General features: G+C 41.6%; 18 protein-coding genes. 8 read left to right on the top strand and 10 right to left on the bottom strand.

What is annotated here, in order from left to right; translation table 11 throughout:
• Nucleotides 1-317: 317 nt before the first annotated feature.
• Complete coding sequence (locus M2273_RS22430) at nucleotides 318-749, bottom strand: SRPBCC family protein (protein ID WP_429400013.1); 432 nt, start codon at nucleotides 747-749, stop codon at nucleotides 318-320.
• A gap of 272 nt (nucleotides 750-1,021) precedes the next feature.
• Between M2273_RS22430 and M2273_RS22425 the strand changes: the two genes are divergently transcribed.
• Nucleotides 1,022-1,426, top strand: a complete 405-nt coding sequence (locus M2273_RS22425) for an ester cyclase (protein ID WP_429400012.1) — start codon at nucleotides 1,022-1,024, stop codon at nucleotides 1,424-1,426.
• An 18-nt stretch (nucleotides 1,427-1,444) separates the two neighbouring features.
• Here M2273_RS22425 and M2273_RS22420 read toward each other — a convergent pair whose 3' ends face one another.
• The 9 genes from M2273_RS22420 to M2273_RS22380 form a co-directional block, all read right to left on the bottom strand.
• The gene (locus M2273_RS22420; RefSeq protein WP_429400011.1) at nucleotides 1,445-2,428 is read right to left on the bottom strand and encodes a glycoside hydrolase family 43 protein; all 984 of its coding nucleotides are present in this window, start codon (nucleotides 2,426-2,428) and stop codon (nucleotides 1,445-1,447) included.
• Nucleotides 2,429-2,578: 150 nt separating this feature from the next.
• Nucleotides 2,579-3,583 (bottom strand): family 43 glycosylhydrolase, encoded by a 1,005-nt coding sequence (locus M2273_RS22415; protein WP_429400010.1) that lies wholly within the window; start codon nucleotides 3,581-3,583, stop codon nucleotides 2,579-2,581.
• Nucleotide 3,584: 1 nt separating this feature from the next.
• Nucleotides 3,585-5,555 (bottom strand): alpha-L-arabinofuranosidase C-terminal domain-containing protein, encoded by a 1,971-nt coding sequence (locus tag M2273_RS22410; RefSeq protein ID WP_429400009.1) that lies wholly within the window; start codon nucleotides 5,553-5,555, stop codon nucleotides 3,585-3,587.
• A 63-nt stretch (nucleotides 5,556-5,618) separates the two neighbouring features.
• Nucleotides 5,619-7,115 (bottom strand): arabinan endo-1,5-alpha-L-arabinosidase, encoded by a 1,497-nt coding sequence (locus M2273_RS22405; RefSeq protein WP_429400008.1) that lies wholly within the window; start codon nucleotides 7,113-7,115, stop codon nucleotides 5,619-5,621.
• 69 nt (nucleotides 7,116-7,184) lie between these two features.
• Nucleotides 7,185-8,747, bottom strand: a complete 1,563-nt coding sequence (locus tag M2273_RS22400; RefSeq protein WP_429400007.1) for a RagB/SusD family nutrient uptake outer membrane protein — start codon at nucleotides 8,745-8,747, stop codon at nucleotides 7,185-7,187.
• Between the two features lie 31 nt (nucleotides 8,748-8,778).
• Nucleotides 8,779-12,075, bottom strand: a complete 3,297-nt coding sequence (locus M2273_RS22395) for a TonB-dependent receptor (RefSeq protein ID WP_429400006.1) — start codon at nucleotides 12,073-12,075, stop codon at nucleotides 8,779-8,781.
• Between the two features lie 219 nt (nucleotides 12,076-12,294).
• Nucleotides 12,295-13,383: a FecR family protein gene (locus M2273_RS22390; protein ID WP_429400005.1), complete on the bottom strand. Its 1,089-nt coding sequence runs from the start codon at nucleotides 13,381-13,383 to the stop codon at nucleotides 12,295-12,297.
• A 57-nt stretch (nucleotides 13,384-13,440) separates the two neighbouring features.
• The gene (locus M2273_RS22385) at nucleotides 13,441-14,034 is read right to left on the bottom strand and encodes an RNA polymerase sigma-70 factor (RefSeq protein WP_429400004.1); all 594 of its coding nucleotides are present in this window, start codon (nucleotides 14,032-14,034) and stop codon (nucleotides 13,441-13,443) included.
• Nucleotides 14,035-14,081: 47 nt separating this feature from the next.
• Nucleotides 14,082-15,260 (bottom strand): aldose epimerase family protein, encoded by a 1,179-nt coding sequence (locus M2273_RS22380; protein WP_429400003.1) that lies wholly within the window; start codon nucleotides 15,258-15,260, stop codon nucleotides 14,082-14,084.
• 625 nt (nucleotides 15,261-15,885) lie between these two features.
• Here M2273_RS22380 and M2273_RS22375 point away from each other — a divergent pair.
• From M2273_RS22375 to M2273_RS22345, 7 genes are all read left to right on the top strand, one after another.
• A complete protein-coding gene (locus M2273_RS22375) occupies nucleotides 15,886-16,329 on the top strand; it encodes a hypothetical protein (protein ID WP_429400002.1) in 444 nt (147 codons plus the stop codon).
• A 51-nt stretch (nucleotides 16,330-16,380) separates the two neighbouring features.
• Nucleotides 16,381-16,974: a penicillin-binding protein activator LpoB gene (locus M2273_RS22370; RefSeq protein ID WP_429400001.1), complete on the top strand. Its 594-nt coding sequence runs from the start codon at nucleotides 16,381-16,383 to the stop codon at nucleotides 16,972-16,974.
• A gap of 120 nt (nucleotides 16,975-17,094) precedes the next feature.
• Nucleotides 17,095-18,522 carry a COG3014 family protein gene (locus M2273_RS22365; protein ID WP_429400000.1) on the top strand — a complete coding sequence of 476 codons (1,428 nt, stop codon included), beginning with the start codon at nucleotides 17,095-17,097 and terminating at the stop codon, nucleotides 18,520-18,522.
• A 102-nt stretch (nucleotides 18,523-18,624) separates the two neighbouring features.
• Nucleotides 18,625-19,050, top strand: a complete 426-nt coding sequence (locus M2273_RS22360) for a DUF1801 domain-containing protein (RefSeq protein WP_429399999.1) — start codon at nucleotides 18,625-18,627, stop codon at nucleotides 19,048-19,050.
• Between the two features lie 148 nt (nucleotides 19,051-19,198).
• A complete protein-coding gene (locus M2273_RS22355) occupies nucleotides 19,199-19,606 on the top strand; it encodes a hypothetical protein (protein WP_429399998.1) in 408 nt (135 codons plus the stop codon).
• A gap of 162 nt (nucleotides 19,607-19,768) precedes the next feature.
• A complete protein-coding gene (locus tag M2273_RS22350; RefSeq protein WP_429399997.1) occupies nucleotides 19,769-20,284 on the top strand; it encodes a DUF3347 domain-containing protein in 516 nt (171 codons plus the stop codon).
• An 18-nt stretch (nucleotides 20,285-20,302) separates the two neighbouring features.
• Entirely contained in the window at nucleotides 20,303-22,579 is a 2,277-nt protein-coding gene (locus M2273_RS22345; protein WP_429399996.1) for a multicopper oxidase domain-containing protein, read from the top strand.
• Nucleotides 22,580-22,606 lie beyond the last annotated feature (27 nt).

The raw sequence follows: 22,606 nt of genomic DNA, 5'->3' as shown, positions 1-22,606 counted from the left end.
ATAAATTAGCCTTAACTCATTTATACTCATCAAGTATCCTCTTTTTTTATGTTTCGCTTACCTAAATCAACTTTAAAATACTGATACATGCCTGATATTTAAGCAGTTCTGGAAGCTAAAAAAATGGAAAATATAGCAACTCAAAACCATAATTTACTATATTAAATCACATGCTTATGAACAGCAAAGCCCAATACTTTTGTATCAGGCTTTGCTGTTTATATTGAATTATTTAAAATTAAAAGCTTATATCCTTCAGCTCCCAAATCAAATAAATGCTATACTATTATTTATTTTAGTTTTCATTTTTTTGATAGTTAATTAGCTATTGATTCTGCATACTTTTTAAAACTGTTTAAAATAGCTTGCCAGCCACCTTGCTGCATCTCAATGGAGTGTGTGTTTTCTGCTTCAAAAGTTTCAGTCACCTTTGTTGTATTGCCATTTTGGGTAAAAGAAACTTTTACTGTTCTACCATCACCAATGGTATAGGCAATCAGTTCATTTGTTTTTACTTTATCGTACACACCGCCAAAATCAAAACCAAAACTTCCGTCTTTGGCTTCCATACGCGCAAGGAATTTCCCACCTTCCCGTAAATCGTTTTCTGCGCGGGGTGTATGCCAATCGTCCGATGCATTGTTCCAGTTAATGATATGCTCAGGATTGGTCCATAAATTCCAAACTTTTTCAATAGGTGCATTCACGGTAGCTTCTACTGTAATGGTTACTTTTTCTGCTGTATTCATTTGGTTGATTTTTAAATAGATGATTTGTAGTTTGATTTTGATAAAGCAAACATAGTATGCTTGTTTAAATATTATAGAGGCCGGAAAAGACAAATTAAGGGTGACTTTGCGACACCGTATTTTATTGGTTTATAGAAGAAAAGTTTAGAACTAATTTAAGAAAAATACAAGTTGGTTGCATCACAACCACGTAGTACCTGCGTAAGAAGACAATTAACAGAATTAATTATTTAAATTAGATTGATATTACCAACCACCTAAAAACCAATTATATGGCCAATCAAAACAACAATATAATACTTCGTTGGTATGATGAAGTATGGAATAAAGGTAATGAAAATGCTATTGATGAGCTATTGCATCCGCAAGGAAAAGCTCATGGTTTGGGAGCTGAACCACTTATTGGCCCGGCAGGGTTTAAACCCTTTTATAAAGCTTTTAAAAGCGCCTATTCAGACATTCAGGTAACTGTTGATAAAATTCTGAATGAAGGTGATTATGTAACAGCATTGTGTACCGTAAAAGCTAAGCATAATGAAACTGGCAAGGAGGTTAACTTCACAGGAACAAGTATAACAGAGTTAAAAGACGGTCAAATAATGAATGGCTGGAACCATTTCGACTTTTTGACCATGAACTTACAAACAGGCAAAATAAAAGAGGAACAACTGATGTAGCAGCGGATAGGCTGTTTATCATTTAACCGCTCCTACCCCCTCGCTTGTCATCACCACCCTTTTTATACTGCCATCCTTGTTATAATATAAATAATCAATACATACCGAACGGTGAAAACTTCCGGCATCGGCGGCTAATGCCCCGTTATGATATATAAAATATGATTTGCCCTTAAAATCAATAATGGCCTGGTGGTTGGTGTTGGAGTTGCCGGCCAGTTCATTGATGATGCCTTTATAAACCCAGGGGCCATTTATACTACGGCTCATGGCGTAAGCTATTTTTTCAGGAAATTCATAGGCGTATGATAAATAATACCAGCCATTACGTTGATGTACCCAGGGGGCTTCGGTATAATGCGGCAAAGTAATTGTTTCTATCGGGCCGTCAAGCTCGGTCATGTTGCTTTTAAGTTTGGCATAATAACACATACCATTGCCCCAAAACAGGTAAGCCTGCCCATCCTTATCTATAATAACTGTAGGGTCAATATCATCCCAGGAATGCTTAATGGCTTTGGTCATATCGTTGGTGACTAATGCGGTACCCCGGGCGTCCTTAAAAGGCCCTGTCGGACTATCAGACACAGCTACTCCAATAGCTTTACCCGGAATAGTACCATGTTCAACCGCTACATACCAATAAAACTTGCCGTTGCGCTCAATTACCTGTGATGCCCAGGCATCCGCCTTTGCCCAGGCAAAATCCTTAATATTAAGGGGTGAGAGGTGCTCGGTCCAGTTCACCATATCTGATGATGAAAAGCAGGTCCAGTTGTGCATTACGTAACCATTTTTCCCTGTAGGCGCTTCGTCATGCCCTGTATATAAATAAACTTTATCCTTATACACCATAGCCGCCGGATCGGCCGTAAACTCATGCCTGATAATGGGGTTACCGGTAGCGTGGATAGTAGTATCAGGGTTTACAACTGCTGCCTTAGTTTCCGTTAAACAGCCGAGGGCAATTGTTATTGTGAGAATATATTTTGATATTTTCATTGTAAATACTATTAACTTATATAATTACGTCATTGCAAGGCACGAAACAAAAAGCCTCACCCAACCCTCTCCTTTGGAGAGGGCTTTAATATATTTTTTTAAGTCTCCCCCTTTGGGGGAGATTTAGAGGGGGCTTCCTCGCAATGACTTTTACTTCACTACTACCGGCCACCCATCAGCCCAACTCAACTTTTTCAATTGCAGTTTGGATATCCCCTTATCTGCCGCGTCATAACCGTGAAATATGATGTAATCCGTACCATCAAAAGTGCTTACCCCGTTATGCCCTACCCCATACCAATCCTTATCTCCGGCCAGTAAAATGGTACCACCTCCTTTGTTCATCGCCGAACCAGTCTTATCCAAATAAGGCCCTCTAAGACTCTTAGATCGGCCGATAATCATTTTATACGTGCTTTGCGGCCCTTTACAGCAATAGTCAATAGAGGCAAACAGGTAAAAGTATTTATCGTGCTTAAAAATAAAAGGTGCTTCAATGGCATTACCGCCAGCATCAACCGGGTTACCATCAACTGCTGCGAGTTTTTCAGATGATTTTTTTCTGCGCGTGGCAACGGTCGGTATATTCCTGATATCCTCAGCAACACTTAGCCTGTCCTTGTTTAACTTAATCAATTTCAGTCCGTCCCAAAACGAGCCAAATACCAGGTAAGGGGTACCATCCTTATCGGTAATTAAATTAGGGTCAATAGCGTTCCAGTTTGTTTTACCGGGGATAGATTGAATGATCCTGCCATGATCAACCCATTTGTAGTTGGGATCGTCAGTATGTAAAGTTGTATTGATGGCAAGCCCTATGGCTGATGTGTTTTTACCAAATGCCGATACTGAATAGAACAGGTAATACTGCCCCTTATAATACGAAATATCCGGCGCCCAGATATGATTTTTAAAACCCGGGATAGTATCAACCGCCCATTGCGGTGCGTTTGCAAAAACAGGCTTTTCGGCCTTCCAATGCACACGATCTGTCGATGACCACATGGCTATACCTCTGCCTGTACAAAAGACATAATAATTGCTATCCTGTTGAATGATAACAGGGTCATGAACCGAGATATCAGTTTTTAATTCCTGGGCATTTAAATTAATACCCAGGAATATGATGGCTATTGCTAAACAAAACCTTTTCAACTTATTTATTCTTTAACCTGATCACTTTAAAAGCATACGGTTCCACATCAACATTTACCGTTTTGCCGTTAACTGCCAGGGCGGTTTGCACGGGGCTTACTGCTGTCGGGCTGGTTAATGAATTTTCGTCGCTGTCTTTTTCACCCTTCAGTGTTATTAGAGTTGCTTGTTTTTGGTAGCTGCCGCCATTTATTTTAAAGCTTACTTTTTGTGCCGAAGCGGCTGTATTTACAAATTTAATTACCAGTTCGTTGGTGTTGCGATCCAAACTGGCGGTGGCAAAACAGCCATCCTGCCCGGCAACCGACTCCTTGCCCAGCGTCAGCGGTACCACGTCGGTACCCTTATTGAGCGAGAATAGCTGTTGTACATAATAATTGGGTGTGCCATAGCTGTTCAGGTTATCAAACCAGATCAGGTCTGGTGACCATTGCCAGCCCTCCACGTGAGCAAAAAGCGGTGCGTATGAGGCCATAGTCACCACATCGGCATTGCGCTCCAGGCCGGTCATAAAGGCCGCCTCAGCCAGGGCGCATTCCAGGGTGTTTTTATTTTTCGGACTAACAGTCTGTACGCTTTGGGCAGCATATTCGCCCGCGAAAATCTTCGGTCCTTTGCGGTCATAGTTATCATACCGGCGGGCATTATCCCTAAACCATTGTGGCGATGCGTAATAATGCTCGTCCAGGATATCCGCGCCCAGGCTGCGGAAAGTTTTATCGAGCAGATCAAATTCCGGCCCTTTGGGGAATGGCCCCAAAGCAGATATGATCTTCACATCCGGATATTTTCCCTTAATTGCTTTGGTAAATATCTTCCACCTGTCTATATACTGCGGGCCCCATTGCTCGTTGCCAACACCTATCATTTTCAAATTAAAGGGAGCAGGGTGACCAAGATCTGTCCGCAGTTTGCCCCATTTAGTACTGGCATCGCCGTTGGCAAACTCTATCAGGTCAAGCGCATCCTGCAGATACGGGTCAAGCTGGTCAAGCGGCACCATTTCAGATGTATTGAACTCGCAGGCCATACCGCAGTTCAGGATCGGCAGCGGCGATGCGCCAATATCTTCGGCGGTCATAAAATATTCCATAAAACCAAGGCCAAATGTCTGGTAATAATCAGGTGTAGGGCGATGGGCAAACTCAACATTCCAGCGGTTGATGATGTTGGTACGTTTATCAATATCGCCAATACTTTTTTTCCATTGATAACGATTGTTCAAATCGCGACCTTCCACAATACAACCACCGGGGAAACGCAAAAAGCCAGGCTTCAGGTCGGCCAGTTTTTGCACCAGGTCGGCACGCAGGCCACCCGGACGATTCTTCCAGGTATGCTCAGGAAAAAGCGAGATCATATCCAGATCGATAACACCTTCGCCGCTAAGCCAAACATATAATCGGGCCTTTTGCACCGTTGCCGCCGACTTAAACTTTACGCTGTACCTGTTCCATTCCTTATCGGTGGGGGTTAATTCGGCTTTGCCTATAATAGCATCGTTATCTCCATGAAGCTCAATGTTCAGCATTACATTGGCGGCTCCATCCTGTTTGGCCATTACAGAAAAGTTATATTCTTCACCTTCCTTAATACCCATCCCACGGAAGCCTTCATTGTCGAGACCAAAAGCTCCTGTTGCCGATGTTACGTATGCTTTTATAAAATGCGGGTTTTCGGGCCGCTCCGTCGCGCGGTTAATCACTTCTACCCGGCCATCACCACCATCTTTTTTATGTTGTTGCCAGCCCATTAATGGCATATTAAATTCAAACGAGCGGTTCTTTACCAGTTCGGCATATACCCCGCCATCGGCAGCCAGGTTAATATCTTCGAAAAAGATCCCGTACATGGTTTTCTGTATCGGGGTTTTAATTTTATCGGCCTGAATGGTGTAAACCTTAGGCGTTTGTGCATAGGCTGATAAAAACATACCTGCACTGCAAATGGTAAAAAAAGCTTTCCTGATCATTTTGGGTGTTATTGGTAGCTAAATGTAAAAATAATTATTTAATAAGTGTTGATTTAACAATCATTATTTTCTCTTCCCCCATATAGCCGTACCGCTTTTATCTAAACCGGTAAAAATTATGGTAGATGCTATTTTGTTTTCCCAATCTCTTTCCCTTTCGGCTTTGAGCTTGTAGGTATCGCCATTGCTATAAGTTAAGGTTATCCAGGGCGTGGTAAAAGTCCATTTATCGCCCGCGTTTCCATTTATAGTGCCACCGGCATCAAGTTTAAAATCTACAGCGGTTTGAAAATCGGGCGAAACCTGTTCAGTTCCGTAGCCCGGCACTACATGATAGTTCAGTGTGATTTTTTCATATACACCTGCAACATCAGCAGCCGTGATGGCGGTTTGAACAACATTGGCATATCTTTCGGGCGATACTATGGGCCAGCCATCCGTTGTCCATGATATTTTACGTACATGCAAATCCATAAAGAAAGAATTAACACCCGGCCTTGCCTGATGTGCCATAAAATATTGTCCGCTGCCATTATCAAAAACCGCGCAATGTCCGGTTCCCTGCCAGCCGCTCTGGTTTGCAAACTGGTAAGGTGCCAGTATCATAGGGCCATGATCTTCATTGGTGTTCAGATCATGTCCATTATAATCGTAAAAAGGACCAGTTGGGTTATCGCTTCTGCCTACCCTTACATTATACTTAGTTTGCAACCAATCATAAGATATAAACAGGAAATACTTTTTAAGATCGGGGTTATAGATCACCTCAGCACCTTCAATATTACCATTGTATTTGCCGGCAGTAAAACCCCTGTTGGCTATCCTCTTTCCTTTATCACCCGATGATGAGGCAAGACCAGTAGCCGGATCAAGCTTCAATATGTAAATGCCATCCCATGCCGAACCATAATACATGTACTGCTCCCCGCTGGTAGTAGTTACCACGGTGGGGTCAATAGCATTGGTTTGTATACTGGCATCATTGGCAGATGTTACTACAAGGTCTTTTTCGGTCCAGGGCCCTTCGGGCGATGTGGCGGTAGCCATCCCGATAACACTGAGGCGCGGAACGGCTGACGACAGGGAATAATACAACCGGTACTCCGAACCTACCTTTAATACATAAGGAGCCCATAAGGCATTAAAGGCTGTTCCACCTAAATTACTTATAAAAGCCGCGCCTTTTGCCGGGATTGCATTAAACACCCAGCCAACATATTCCCATTGTACAAGGTCCTTTGATCTGCGGATCTGCAGGCCGGGTCTTACGTCGGTACCAAAAGCAACATCCGTGCTGTAGCTATAATAGTAATCGCCAAACTTTTTTACTGATGGGTCATGCACATTGTACACAGTCCATTTTTGATAGGTTGCAAATGATGCAATATCGGCATAAGTATCAGTAATGGAATTAATGTCAAATGCCGTTGTTACCGGCGGTTTTACAACAACCGTATCAGTTAGCTTTGATCCGGTACCTTCCTTTTTACACGCGCTTAATAAGCTTACTGCTAAAATAAGCGGCATAAAAAGCCCCCCTAACCTGTTCATATTTTTCATAAAATAGATTTTAAACTAAGACTTAGCATAATTCCCTTCCGGCTTAATTACCGGAAGGGAGGTCATGCTTTAGTTGGCCGGGTTAGGTTTCAAATTCTTGTTCACATCCAATTCCGTTTGAGGGACCGGCAAATATTCGTTGCCAGGTGTCCAGGTGTTAAACTCTACATCATGGGTTTTTAACTCTGCTAGTTTATCTGCTTTATACAGCCAGCCCCAGCGAATGATATCATTGATACGTTGTGCTTCAATAGCAAATTCCAAAGCCCTTTCATGGCCCAACTGCTCACGCATATCGGCCTGGCTCATTCCCGGTTTGGTCGTAGCCAAATTAGGCAGATGTGCCCTGTCCCTTACTTTTTGGATATAAGGATAGGCTGCGGCTGTTTGGCCCAGTTCATTCAATGCTTCAGCATACATTAACAGCACATCTGAGTATCTTAAAACACGGTAATTAATACCGGAGTTTTCAATACCATTATTCTCATTGGTAAAACCAGGGATGCCGTCATGGGTATATTTACGGGGATAAATATTAGTTTTGGGATTAAGCCAGGGACCAAAATAAGCCAGCTCAGATACACCGGGCTCATATGATGCTATGGTAGCCAACAATCTGGGGTCAAGCTGGCCATCAACCGTTTTTTCCTTTTTAAATTCATCATAGATCCAGCGGGTGGGTAAAAAGTCTGAATAACCAAAACCTTCCATAGCATAAGTATGCCCTATTGATGATACCTGTTTCCAGTTGGCCTTGGGCTCACCGCCATAGTTACCTACCGTACCACCAACCGTTTCCGGATCAGCAAACTGTATTTCAAATAACGACTCGGCATTGTTCTCATTGGTAGGTTTAAAGTTATCCCTGAAATCGGTCATCAGGCTATAAGTATTTAACTCAGGTCCATCAATGAGCTGCTTAAACTGATTGGCAGCCTCCTGCCATTTCTGGCGGTAGAGGTAAGCTTTTCCGAGTAAACCAACCGCGGCACCTTTTGTAGCCCGAGCTTTTTGTCCCTGATCGGGCCCGTTAACACTGGCATAACTTACCGGCAGCATGGTCGCGGCTTTCTGGAAATCGGTATAGATCTGGTTCCAGATATCATCTTCGCTTGCCGTTGGCGGGTAGTAATCCTTCTGGTCTTTAGGTATGGTTAAAATAAGCGGTACAACTTTGTAGGTACGTGCCAAATTGAAATAAGCAAGCGCCCTTAAAAAGTAAGCCTGCCCTAACAGGCGCGTTTTTAAACCTTCGTCCATAGTAATGGCTGGCACGTTGGTTAAAACCTGATTGGTACGGTATACCCATTGGTAATGCTGGGCCCATACCCATTGTACCGGGCCCGATGTGGTTGGAATAGTAAAATTGGCTACCTGGACAAGGTCGCCCCACGGACTGTCGCCCTTAAAATCATCTCCGCGACCATCGCTAAGTGCAGGGTACATACGCATGTAGCTGCCATCCTGTATCATACTGTTATAAATGGCCACAACCCCGGCGGTAGCATCTGCAGCTGTTTTCCAGTACTGTGTTGATGTTTGCGCGTTAGGATTTTGAAGGTCCAGCTTTTTATCGCACCCAAACATGGATGCTGTTAATATTACTATAGCGAAATATTTAAATTTTTTCATGTTGATTCAATTAACGATCTAAACAACTTTGTTAAAAACCTACCTGTACACCCATTAATATGGTTCTTGGCTTAGGGAAGGAGCCTGCATCAAATCCGGGATTAAACACGCCCGAAGTAAAATCGGGGTTAAACCCTTTGTAAGCCTGGAACGAGTACAGGTTTTGAGCTGTAGCATAGATCCTTGCATTTGAAAGTCCTTTTATAAGCCCTTTCTTAAAGGTATAACCAAGCGATACGGTGTTAATGCGCAGGTATTTGCCATCCTGTAACCAGCCTTTGCGGTTCGAGTCGCGCTGGTTTTGGTTTGGATCATTTTGAACTACACGAGGTATATCGGTATTGGTGTTGGTTGGTGTCCAGCGGTTTAATATATCAGTGCTCCTGTTAATGTAATCAGTAGTCAGCATCAGATCGCGGTATAAACGGCTGTTTATCAAGAACCCCGAACTGCCCGATGTATTGATAGAAAGATCAAAGCTTTTGTAAGCTGCAGCTATGTTTAGGCCATAATTAAGTTTAGGTATAGCGCTGCCCAGGTATGTTCTATCCTCGGTATTAATTACACCGTCATTATTGATGTCTTTAAATTTAATATCGCCGGGAGCTGTGCCTGCTTCTTGTTTGGCATGGCCGGCAATTTCGGCAACGTTTTGGAAAATACCTTCGGCTACATAGCCAAAGTGTTCGCCTACTTCACCACCTACAGCGGTTTTAGAACCTACTCCATATATAGGCTCATTGTTACCGCCCAGGGCCAGTACCTTGTTTTTAACTGTTGCTACATTGGCAGCAACATCAAGCGTAAAATCACCTGCTCTTTTATGATAAGCCACTGATATCTCAATACCCGTGTTACGTAAAGTCGCGGCGTTAATTAAGGGTGCCTGGTTTACAGATCCGGTTGAGGAAGGGATTGGAACCCCAACCAGTACGTTTGATGAGGTACTGTTATAATACTCGGCCGACAGATCAAAGATGCCATTCAGCAGGGTAGCGTCGAAGCCCACGTTGGTGGTTTTACGGGTTTCCCATTTGATGTTTTCTGATACCAGGCTGGTTACCAAACCGCCGGTTACCTTAGTATTGTTAAAATTATATACAATGTTGGGGTTAATGTATGAGGTGTACAGGTAATTACCAATGTTTTGGTTACCCAGCTCGCCATAACTCGCCCTGAATTTAAGATCGCTAAGGATATCTTTAGGTACGGTAAAAAATGGCTCGTTAGTAATACGCCAGGCTACCGCTGCGGATGGGAAATAACCAAATCTGTTTGAAGGTGCAAAGCGCGATGAGCCATCCCTGCGCAGGGTTGCTGTTAAAAGGTACCTGGAATCGAAATTATAATTCACCCTTCCAAAGTAAGATGACAGTGTACTTTCGGACCTTGAACCTGATGTGGTTTTATTGACGCCGTTATCCAAAACAAGATATGGGGCTACTACGTTTTCGGCATGGCCGGTTTGCGTTTGGAAATTGTCCTGCTGGTATGACTGACCTAACAAAACATCAACACTATGTTTGCCAAAAGCTTTATTATAAGTTAAGGTATTTTCAATGATGCCGGTAGTGTATAAACGCTCGGTATTATCAAGACGTGATATGCTTTGATTAAAAAAGTATCCCAAATCAAAAGGCGGCTGGTAGGAGAAATCATTAGCCAGCACTTTATCATAACTTAAGCTGATCTTATATTTCAGGCTATGTCCTCCTGTGTTTAATAGGGTCACCTCGCCAAATGCATTGGCCAGTACACGGTCAACATCTGTATAGTTTTTTATCAGCGAGTTAATACCCACCGCATTAAGCGAAATTACATTTTGAACGCTTGACAGAATACCCCCAAAACCACCAACTTTTGTAGGGTCATATAACTGCTGGGTAGGTACAGCTTCAATCAAATCGATAATGAGGGGCGGGCGGTTACCTGTTAAAATATCAGACCGGTAAGTAAGTGCGTTTTCATGCGAATGGGCATAAAAAACTGATTCTCCGAACCTGAAAATACCTTTTTCGCCGGTTGTATTTACACGGGTTGAATAACGGTCATAAGTTGGACCATTACCTACAAAAGTTCCTTTATTACCAAAATAATCTAAAGATACGTTATAGGTAAAATGTTCGCTTCCGCCCGAGAAGTTAACATTATGATTTTGACGATTGCCATTTTTTTCTCCCACCTTTTGCCAATCGGTATTGGTGTTACTCACAAAAACCGGCGAACTTGGATCGTTACCCGGAATTAAGGGCAAACCAGCATTGGTATTTACCTCGTTGATCACTGTCTGATACTGAACACGGTCAAGTACCGGTATTTGTTGCCATATTTTATCGACGCCATAATAGGCACTATAATCAACTTTGAAAGGAGATCCTTTTTTACCATGTTTTGTGGTGATAATAACTACCCCATTGGCAGCCCTTGAACCATAAATAGCACCTGCCGAAGCATCCTTTAACACCTGCATAGATTCAATATCATTGGGGTTAAAATCGCGCGGAGAGTTGCTCATGGGCACCCCGTCAATTACATATAATGGTGCTGAATCGCCAAATGTGCTGAACCCCCTGATCCTTACACTTGGGAAAGCGCCCGGCTGCCCATCACTGTTAACTGTTACACCTGCTACCCGTCCCTGTAACAATTGCGAAAGATCATTAGTTGAAAACTTTTTGGCTTCTTTAGCATCCACAATACCTACCGAGCCGGTAATATCCTTCTTTTTTACACCACCATAGCCCACCACAATTACCTCATTAAGCGAGCTTGATGCAGCCAGAAGCTTTACATTAACTACCGTACTGCCATTGAGTGGTAATTCCTGCTGGTTAAAACCAACAAACGAAAATACCAGTACAACGTTGTTAGCATTTGCATCGGGAATATTTAAGGAATATTTACCATTTACATCGGTTTGGGTACCTAACCCTGAGTTTTTAACTTTAACACTTACCCCGGGTAATGGCAGGTTATTTTCATCGGTTACGGTTCCTGTTACTGTAGCCGCAGAAAGCACACTTCCCTTTTCGGATAAAATAACAAGATTATTGTCGCTCAGCGTGTATCCCAGATTGGTTTTATTGAGCAAGGCGTTCATTACCTGGTCAAGCGATGCATCTTTAATATTCAGACTTGCAGGCAGATCGTTCCTCGAAAGCACATCATCATTGTACAAGAAGTGGTAATCAGATTTTTTTTCAATCTCTTTAAGCGCTTTTTTTAACGGCACTTTCTCAAAACTGACATTAATTTTGGTCTGACCATACCCTTTGGAAAACGCCTGCATAGAGGAGACGATGACCAGAATAAGGATAAATTTAAACATAAGAAGTACTTTCAAAAATTGGTTCAGCCGCACTTGGTTAATGCGGTGTGCATTTTTTTTCATAATTTAGCATTAAGGTTATTTAACTATTTGGTTTATAGAAGGACTGGTAGTTAACTTGTACCATTTACATGGGGGGATGCTTCAACATTTCCCCATTTTTTTGGTGTAGGTTTTAGATAGTTATTTATGCATAGGCATTTTATAATTGTTTAATAATTAATAAATTACAATTTGATTGCTATCAATTTTATAATGAAAATTGGTTGTGGTTTGCAAAGCCCTTAAAGCTTTGTTAATTGGTTCATTCTGGAATTTGCCGGTAAATCTTAATTTTTTCACCTCTTCGTTTTCAAAAACAATAGAAACGCTATACCGGCGCTCCAGCTTTTTAGCAAGCCCCTCAAAATCCTCGGCATCAAAGGCCAGTTTGTTTTCGAGCCAAAGCGCTTCCGAGGGTAAAGTATCCTGTTTAGCCTGGTGGATCCTGCTTAGTGCAATCAGAGGTATTTCTTCGGATACGTTTGCCTGTTGTGTGTTGGTTTTACCGGCAACGTCTTCATTATTTATAACCGTTAATTTTTCTGATGGCTTTAAAATGATCTTCTTCTCCGGGTTCCTTAAAACAGTTAGTTCTATTTGTCCGCGTATCAGCGCGGCTTCAGAAGTTTTATCATTTTTATAGGACCGTAAATTAAAGCGGGTACCCAATACTCTGATGCTGATAGTTGGGGTTGTTACAATAAACGGATGTTTGGCATCTTTCACCACATCAAAAAAAGCTTCGCCAACTAATGATACCTTCCTGAAATCCGTTCCAAAATCATTACCATACACCAACTTGCTGCCTGAGTTTAGCCATACCTTAGTACCATCGGGCAGTTGAATTTTACTGATGCCGTTTTTGGGGGCGCTTATTTCATTTGGCTTGTTATTGGCAGCATCGCCATGGCGTGTAAACCATAGTACTCCCAAAACTAAACTTGCAGCAACAAGCCAGGAACCTCGTTTAATGAATTTTATTATTTTTTGTTTTGCACCGCTGGTTTTAGACTCCGCAACCTGAGCAGCCTCATCAATTTCATTTTTATCGGCAACATCAAGCTTAGCCTCAAAGGCCTCCCATTTGTTTAGTAATTTTTCGTCGGAATTGGTTTGATGCTCATTTTTCCAGATCTCCTCCAGCAATGGGAGCGGATACTGATCTGCTGCTCCCTGCCGCAACAGCTCCTCAAGTTCAAGCAGTTCTTCGGGCGAAGCCTCACCGCTTACCTTTTTACCAATAAGTATCCAAATGTTATTAATCATTATTTATAGCTTCTATATATAAAGACTACAAATAATGACGATACCCCAGTGGGAAACTTAATTATTTTTTAAAATTTTATCCGGAGCGGGAGGAGCCATTGATCTTTGGGAGTTTTCAATTCCTTTCGACAAGGTTTTAAGGGCATTGCCTATATGGTACTCCACTGTTTTAATAGATATATCCAGCAGTTCTGCAACTTCCCTGTATTTTAATCCGTCTTCTTTTACCAGTTTAAAAACAATCCGGCACGGTTCAGAAAGCTTACCTAAAGAATTTTTTATAATTTTTGTAAGATCCTCGCAGGCAACCTTATCCTCGCCTGTGGCCGAAGTGTCTGCTATATCTAAACTGAGCTGATCAATATTTACATTATTAGCCAGTCCCTTTGAAATACAGGTAAGTGATTTGTTTTTAATAGCGGTATAGCAGTAAAAAGTAAAGTTGTTGATCTCCGTTAAACCGGCACGCTTTATCCAAAGGTTTAAAAACACATCGTTGGTAACCTCCTCGGCAAGTTCATCAAATTTCACAAATGATTTAGCCAGACTAAATAATTTGCCATAGTAAAATAAATACAGTCTTTTAAAAGATGCCCGATCATTATTCAAAGCAATGTTATTCAGTAAATCTTTGATCCCGGTATCCAACATCTTTAATCGTTTGTTAATAAATCAACATACTGCATTTGCCCCAAGTGCTATTTGGTCGAAAATTTATAGGTGGTTGTGGTATGATAAGTTTCACCCGGTTTTAACACGGTTGATGCAAATGCAGGGTGATTAGGGGCATCAGGAAAATGCTGGGTTTCCAAACAAAATGCCGAACGGTACCCATATGCTTTGCCGCCTTTGCCATCGTTGGTTTCGCCGGTTAAAAAATTGCCGCTATAAAACTGCAGGCCCGGTTCTTGGGTATAAACATCCATCACTATGCCGGTTTCGGGACTGCTTACGGTGGCTACTACTTTTGAAGTATCATGTTTGTTCAACGCAAAATTATGATCGTAGCCCTTACCATTTTTTAGCTGATCATTTTTATCGTTAATGTTTAAGCCTATAGCTTTGGCTGTGGTAAAATCAAAAGGTGTACCCTTAACCGGTTGCAACTGCCCGGTCGGGATCAGGGTAGTATCAACAGGGGTGATGGCATCGGCATCAATTTTTAATATATTATTGGTTATAGTGCTGCTGCCCGCGCCATTCAGGTTAAAATAAGCATGGTTGGTTAAATTAACTATAGTGGTTTTATCAGTAGTAGCGGTGTAATCAATTTTAAGGGCGTTATCATCAGTTAGGGTGTAAACCACTTTAACCGTTAAAGTGCCCGGGTAACCGCCTTCGCTATCTTTTGAAATATAGGTGAGGTTAAGCGTTTGCCCGTTAACCAGCGCAGCATCAAATACCTGCGAAAAGAATCCTTTAAACCCGCCGTGCAGTGTATTTACACCGTCATTAATATCAAGCTGGTATAATTTACCATCAAGGGTAAATTTGCCTTTGGCTATACGGTTACCATACCGGCCTATAATGGCGCCAAAATAGGGTTCCTTGGGTTTCTGGTAGGTTTTCAAACTATCATAGCCTAAAACAACATCGGTTAAAGTTCCCTTTTTATCCGGAACCAGCAGACTTACTATTCTTCCGCCGTAATTGGTAATGGCAACTTGTGCACCTTTGCTATTTTTTAGTATAAAAAGTTTTACGGCCTTATCATTAACCGTACCTTCAAAATTCTTTTCGTTGATTATAGATGAGTCTTTTGCAACCGAGCTTGAATCGCTTGCAGCAGCATTATCATGAGCCGGACCACTGCATCCAACAGTTAAACTTAATGCAAGACAAATCAATGAAAGAAATTTTTTCTCAGGCGTTTTCATATTTTATAAGTTTTATGAGTTAACCAGGCATTTATCTGAACTGAGTTAACCTTAATATAATTGGTGTTTGGTTTATTATTAAGTATCGGTGATACTAATTAAAATCTAAGGTATAATAATTTTTATTTAATTGTGAAATAAACACTTAAAAAAATTACAGAATACCCCCCGTGGATAAGCTAAATGCTTTTAATTACATTTTTTTTGATAAAATTGCCCTGGAAAATACTTTATATCTTTGCGCAATTATATTTTTTACCTATAAAATAAACATAATAGCCCCATCATAGCAGTTTAGCTATTGATCTCATTATCTTGAAGTTTTCTTAAAAAATTCTGGATTATAAACGTTGATTAAACACTTATTATGAAACCAGATCAGGTATTACTCCATTTATGGTTAGGTTTATGAAGATTAATTGAAGCTGTATTAATCCATTTGTCAAATTTTATGTCAAAATGGAGAAGTTTGGCTGTCAACATATGGTAAGTTTCCTGTTGAAATTTATTAATTGTTTAAATATGGTCGCCATAGTTAAATAACGTTAAATTATGACCTCAGGCTAACTTTACGTGAACATATGAGCTTATATTTTGCTTATTTTTACTCTATAATTTTAAAGTGATGCAAAGGAAATTAATTATTATAGCCGGCTTGCTATTTGGCAGCTTTTATAGCGGCATAGTAAACGCCCAGCAAACTGCTTTGTTGCCCGACCAAAATCCAAGATATATGGAGAGTCAGCGCAAATACGCCATGGGTGCCGACAGTTTGAACAGCCTGCATGGTACTACTATTCAAAACACTTACAAAGCCTATGACTGGTACGAGGCCAAAATGGAACGTCGCCGTCAAAATCGCGAATGGAGACATCAGGAGCGCATGAATGGATATTATGATTATACACCATCATGGGGCCTTTATGGTAATTATTACCCAAGTGTTAGCTTAGGCTACGGTTGGGGTAACCGCTGGGGCGGTGGCTATGGCAACCGCTGGGGTGGTGGTTACGGAGGCCGCTGGGGTGGCCGAAGCAACATTGGAATAGGCGTTGGCTTTGGCTGGTAACAATTTATATTAAATACAATCTAAAACATCATAAAAACCCTAACAATACAAATGAAATTCAATAAAATTTTAACAGTTGCTGCAATTGCAGTTTCGGGAATGCTTATAGCCTCTTGTTCCAGACAAGTAACTCGTGTAAGCACAGATCAAACAATAGACGTAGGCGGCAGCTGGAATAACAGCGATTCAAGAATGGCAGCAGATGAGCTAACCGGTAAAATTTTGGGCGCCAACTGGATAAGCACACATCAGGAAGAACACCAGGGTAAAAAACCGGTAGTTATTGTTGGGTTTGTTCAAAACAAAAGTCATGAACACATAGATGCCGAAACGTTTATAAAAGATATTGAAAGCTCATTTATACAAACGCAAAAAGTACGTTTGGTACAGGGCGGCAAAAAGCGTGATGAATTGCGCGCCGAGAAAGAAGACCAGCAAACCAATGCAACGGTTTCAAGCATGAAAAAATTCGGACTTGAAAATGGTGCTGATTACATATTGCAAGGCTCTATAAATTCAATTATTGACGCGCACAAACGTCAAAAGGTAGTTTATTATCAGGTAAACCTGGAACTGACAAACATCCAAACCAATGAAGTGGTGTGGATAGGAGAAAAGAAAATAGCCAAGTACGTTAAAAACTAATCCACTTTTAGTATCAAGTAGTTAGTATCAAGTATCAGGATTTTTTTGAATATTATTAATATAGCTTACCGAAGCTGTCTTGATACCTGATACTAACTACTTGATACGAACACTTTCATAATGACAAATATTCGTACGTATATTCTTGGGGCATCATCTGTTATAGGATTGATGCTTTTTTTGTTAGGCTGCGCTTCTTATAACGACCGTATTCTTCCATACTACAAAAATGTTTCGGCTGGAAATTACCGGGAAGCAGAAACGCAGCTTGACAAAAATAGCCTGATACAAAAACCACGGAATAAACTGCTGTATTTGATGGAAAAAGGAAGGATAAGCCACCTGAACGGGGAATACGAAAACAGTAACAGATATTTTAATGAGGCCGACTCCATGCTGGATCAGGGCTTATCAAGTGCTTCGGACGCGGCTGTTGGTGTGTTGCTTAACCCTATGGAGCAGAAGTATAAGGGCGAGGATTTTGAAAAATTCATGATCCATTATTATAAAGCACTCAATTACACGTACCTGCACAATACCGAAGATGCCATTGTTGAAGCCAGACGCATCACTTTACAGGCGCAGGAGCAAGGGGATAAATTTAATAATAAGGATAAACGTTATAGCAATGATGCATTTTCGCTGATGTTACAGGGAATGCTTTATGAAAGCAATAATGATGTTAATAATGCCTTTATATCCTACCGTAACGCTGTCGAAATATATTTGAAAAGCCCGGACAGCACCTACTATGGCACCCGCATACCGTTCGGGCTTAAAGAGGATGTAATCCGTACCGCTTCATTAAATGGATTTACAACAGAAGCAGACCAGTTTGAAAAAACGTTTGGCATTAAATACGAACCTCAAAAACCGGCCGAAGGCGGGGAACTGATATTTTTCTGGGAAAATGGCCTTGCACCGGTTAAAACCCAGGTCGATCTGTTTTTTAGCCTGATCAGAAACAGTAATGGCGACCTTTTCTTTACAGATGCTGCCGGCGGGCTGGTAATACCTTTTAATTATAATGGCGACAGGAACAGGGTGAATACTAAATCGGTTGAAAGTTTAAGAGCAGCATGGCCAAAATATATTGCGCAAACACCTTATTATTTAAGCGCTGTAATCACCGTAAACCAGGAAAAGATCCCATTTGAAAAAGCCGAAGATATTAATGAACTGGCTTTTAAAACATTGCAGCAACGCACCCTAAATGAAATGGGCAAAGTGCTCTCCAGGCTGGCCGTAAAAAAAATGGCTGAATATGCGTTACGCGCAAGCGCTAAAAGCGACGATCATAAAAGCAATTCACTGTTAGAAGGCTTGGGTTATGGTATGCAGCTGTACAGCCTGCTTTCTGAAAAAGCAGATACCCGCAACTGGCAAACCCTGCCGGCCAGTATTTCTTATGCCCGTATCCCATTGCAAAAAGGCGAAAATCAGATCAGTATTACTATGAAAAATGCCCGGGGAACTGATGAAACCAAAACCATCAAAATAAATGGCACAGGCAGGCTCCAGTTTTATAATTATTCAACATTGAAATAACGCAAAAGCGTTTATTAGCTGTTAAAAATCCTATATTTAAATATAGTTGTGGCATAAAAATTCATGTCGCCTTAGGATAGTATTAACCTAACATATAATACAATGGCTAAGAACAAAACAACCGAAACTACAGGCAGTGTAACTGATTTTTTAAATACAGTACCTGACGAAACGAAACGCAACGACAGCTTTCGCCTGGTGGAGATCATGGAAGAACAATCCGGATACCAAGCCAAAATGTGGGGACCAAGTATTGTAGGCTTTGGCAGTTATCATTACAAATATGCAAGCGGTCATGAGGGTGATGCGCCATTGGCAGGTTTTTCTCCCCGTAAGGGCGAAATTTCCCTTTACCTGTCACAGGATTTTACAGAAAAAGAAAAACTGCTTGCAAATTTTGGCAAACACAAAACCAGTGTTGGTTGCATCTATATAAAAAAGCTGCAGGATGTTAACGAAGAGGTGCTGCGAAAAATGGTCAGCGCTTCTGTTAGCTATATGCAGGAAAAATATTTACAACAAAAATAAATACAAGAAATGCCCGGAGAGTCTGATAAAAGCTGTGAGTTATATCTGATCTTTCTCCACACTATGCCCTGGTATTATCGCGAAATTTTATAAATAGCTTACAAAATTTTATAAAACAGATAGGTGTGAATAGTATATCTTTGTTTTAATGAAAAGAGCGGCCATTTTAAGTATAGCGGCATTTAACCTGTTACTCACCACAGGGATGTTTGTCTGTATGGTGCATTGTACCGGCCAAAGCTTATTTCATCCCAAAATGGCTATGCAGGCCATGAACCATGATGAACATCAGAGTAAACAACATAAGCATAACGTAAAAGATAAGGATTGCGACTGCTGCAAAAAGCATGGCAATTATGTGATTAAAGAAAACATTAAGCCAGGTATGGTAGCTTTACAGTTGCCACAAATGGCAGCGATCCTTCGTGAATTTAATTACATACCATTACCTGATCAATCTCCAGCCCTGAATAAATTTGTGCCACGATATGGCAAGGCACCACCAGGCTTATCGGGTAAGGAAATTTCCATTCAGTTACGTTCACTTCAGATCTGATAAACAGATAACCTGCATGATGTGCAGCCGGGCATTTATTGCTCCATTTTTTCCAATCCCGATTTAATTACCAGGTTAAATAGCTTTACTACAAGCACGATTATTGCTGCTTACGGGCTATAACCATCAGATAAAATTTAAAAATCTTTAATAAATAAAACCATGAAAACTATTAAAACACTCATCATACTTTTTACCGTATTTGTAACTTATTCAACCGTTAATGCGCAGGACAAGCCGGCAGCAAGCGCTGTAAATAATGTGCTTACCGCTTATCTGGATGTTAAAAATGCCTTAACAACCGATAATAAAGCTGCTGCCAAAAGCAAGGCCCATGATTTGCTAACCGCTATAAATACCGTGCCTATGGATAAGCTGTCACCAGAGCAACACAAGCTATGGATGACCTACAGTGAAAAGCTGGAGTTTGATAGCAGGCACATCAGCGAAAGCGATGCTATTGATCATCAACGCGAACATTTTACCAGTCTTTCAAAAAACCTGTATGAAGTAATAAAAGGGTTAAAGCTGAACGCTGCTACAGTTTATGAGCAATATTGCCCCATGAAAAAAGCTACCTGGTTAAGCGAAACCAGCGCCATCAAAAATCCATACTACGGCAAACAAATGCTTACCTGCGGCAAAACAACCGAGACACTGGCCCCGGCTACTAAATAATTTTAACAGGTTTTATTTATGAAGACTTACCTTTTAATATGGGTAAATCTGTTCCTGTCATTTTTTGCTTTCGGTCAGCATAACATGTCTATGAAAATGGATAGTGGTGCTGCCGAAAAGCGTTTGCCCTTTTATACCAAAATTGGCAACAGGGACATTTACCATTTATATATTGGCGATACCGTGGTTAACTACACCGGTAAAGCAAGGCCTGCCATGGCCATTAACGGCTCTATCCCGGCACCTACCTTAACTTTTACGGAGGGTGATACTGCCGAGATCTATGTACACAACAATATGATGATGGAAACCTCCATCCACTGGCATGGGTTGATATTGCCCAACCGGTACGATGGGGTTTCGTACTTAACCACTTCGCCTATAAAGGCCGGCGAAACACATCTGTATAAATTTCCGCTGGTTCAAAATGGCACGTACTGGTATCATTCGCACACCATGACCCAGCAGCAAAGCGGTATGTATGGCGCTTTTATCATCCACAAAAAGCAACCTTCGACGGTAAAAGATTACACCCTGCTACTCAGTGACTGGACAGATGAAAACCCCGAACAGGTACAACGCTCCCTGCATAATGCTACCGACTGGTATGCTATACGCAAGGGCAGTACACAAAATTACTTTGAGGCTATTAAAGAAGGTCATTTTAAAACCAAGATAGGCAACGAGTGGAAAAGAATGCTGGCTATGGATGTGAGCGATGTTTTTTACGACCGCTTTTTTAGCAATGGCAAACCCGAAAACACTGCCCCGCAATTTAAAGCCGGCGACCAGGTAAGGTTGCATGTGGTTAACGGAAGTTCGTCTACCTATTTCTGGCTCAATTATGCCGGTGGCAAAATCACCGTGGTAGCCAACGACGGGGAGGATGTGGAACCCGTTCAGGTCGACAGGCTCATCATTGCTGTTGCCGAAACTTATGATGTACTGGTAACCATCCCCAAAGACGGCAGCTATGAGTTCTTAGCTACGCCCGAAGACCGCACTAAATACACTTCCTTATGGCTTGGTTCAGGGACACAGCATAAAGCAAAACATCTGCCCAAACTCAAATACTTTGAGGGAATGAAAATGATGAACGGCATGATGAGTATGAACGGCGATATGAAAGAAATGGATGGTATGGTGATGACCAACCAGGTAATGGATATGAACACCGTAATGTATCCGGAGATAACCGGTGATGCAAAAATGGCCGATCATCCAAAAGACTCAACCGCTGCTAAAATGGATGATATGCCGGGTATGGATATGGGCGGAAGCACATCAGATATAGTTACCCTGAATTACGGCATGTTAAAATCAACCAAAGTTACTACCCTGCCTAAAGGGCCGACCAAGCTGTTAAGGTTTGACCTTACCGGTAACATGAATCGTTATGTGTGGACCATCAATAATAAAACGGTATCTGAATCAGATAAGATCCTGATCAAAAATGGCGAAAATGTAAGGATCATCCTGTACAACAATACCATGATGCGGCATCCCATGCACCTGCATGGCCATTATTTCAGGGTGTTGAACGGGCAGGGTGAATACTCCCCCCTAAAAAACACGCTGGATATTATGCCGATGGAAAGGGATACTATTGAATTTAAAGCAACGGAAAGCGGCGACTGGTTTTTCCACTGCCATATACTTTATCATATGATGAGCGGTATGGGGCGTATATTCAGTTATGAGAACTCGCCGCCTAACCCCGAGATCCCGGACCCGGCAACAGCCATCAAAAAGATCTATGCCGATGACCAGCATTTTTATGCTACCGCAAAAGTAGGGCTGGAAAGTAATGGCAGTGATGGCACCGCGGCCCTCGCCAATACCCGCTGGAAACTATCAACCCTGTGGCACCTGGGCTTAAATGATCATGACGGTTACGAAAGTGAAACTATGGTGGGCCGCTATTTTGGACAAATGCAATGGTTGTATGCCTATGGCGGCTTTGATTATCACTATAAAAAAGCCGAGGGGCAGGAGAAGAACCTGTTTGGACAGGTAAGCAATAAAAATAACCGTAAAACTGTAGTTGCCGGTTTGGCTTATACCCTGCCCATGTTACTAATCGCCGATGCCCGGGTAGATGGGAATGGAAAATTACGGTTTCAGTTAAGCCGGGATGATATACCGCTTACCAGTCGCCTGCGTTTCACCGTTATGGGCAATACTGATAAAGAATATGCCGCGGGTTTCAGGTATATTTTCACCAAGTATTTCTCTCTGTCGAGCCATTATGATAGCGATATGGGATTGGGCGGGGGCTTAACGCTTACGTATTAAATTGAGGTTTTAAGAAGCATCTTGATA

This window comes from Mucilaginibacter lappiensis, assembly GCF_050433765.1.
In the GTDB taxonomy this organism is placed as follows: domain Bacteria; phylum Bacteroidota; class Bacteroidia; order Sphingobacteriales; family Sphingobacteriaceae; genus Mucilaginibacter; species Mucilaginibacter lappiensis_A.
Note: the sequence above shows the minus strand (reverse complement) of the source record. Positions and strands in the feature narration are given on the sequence as shown.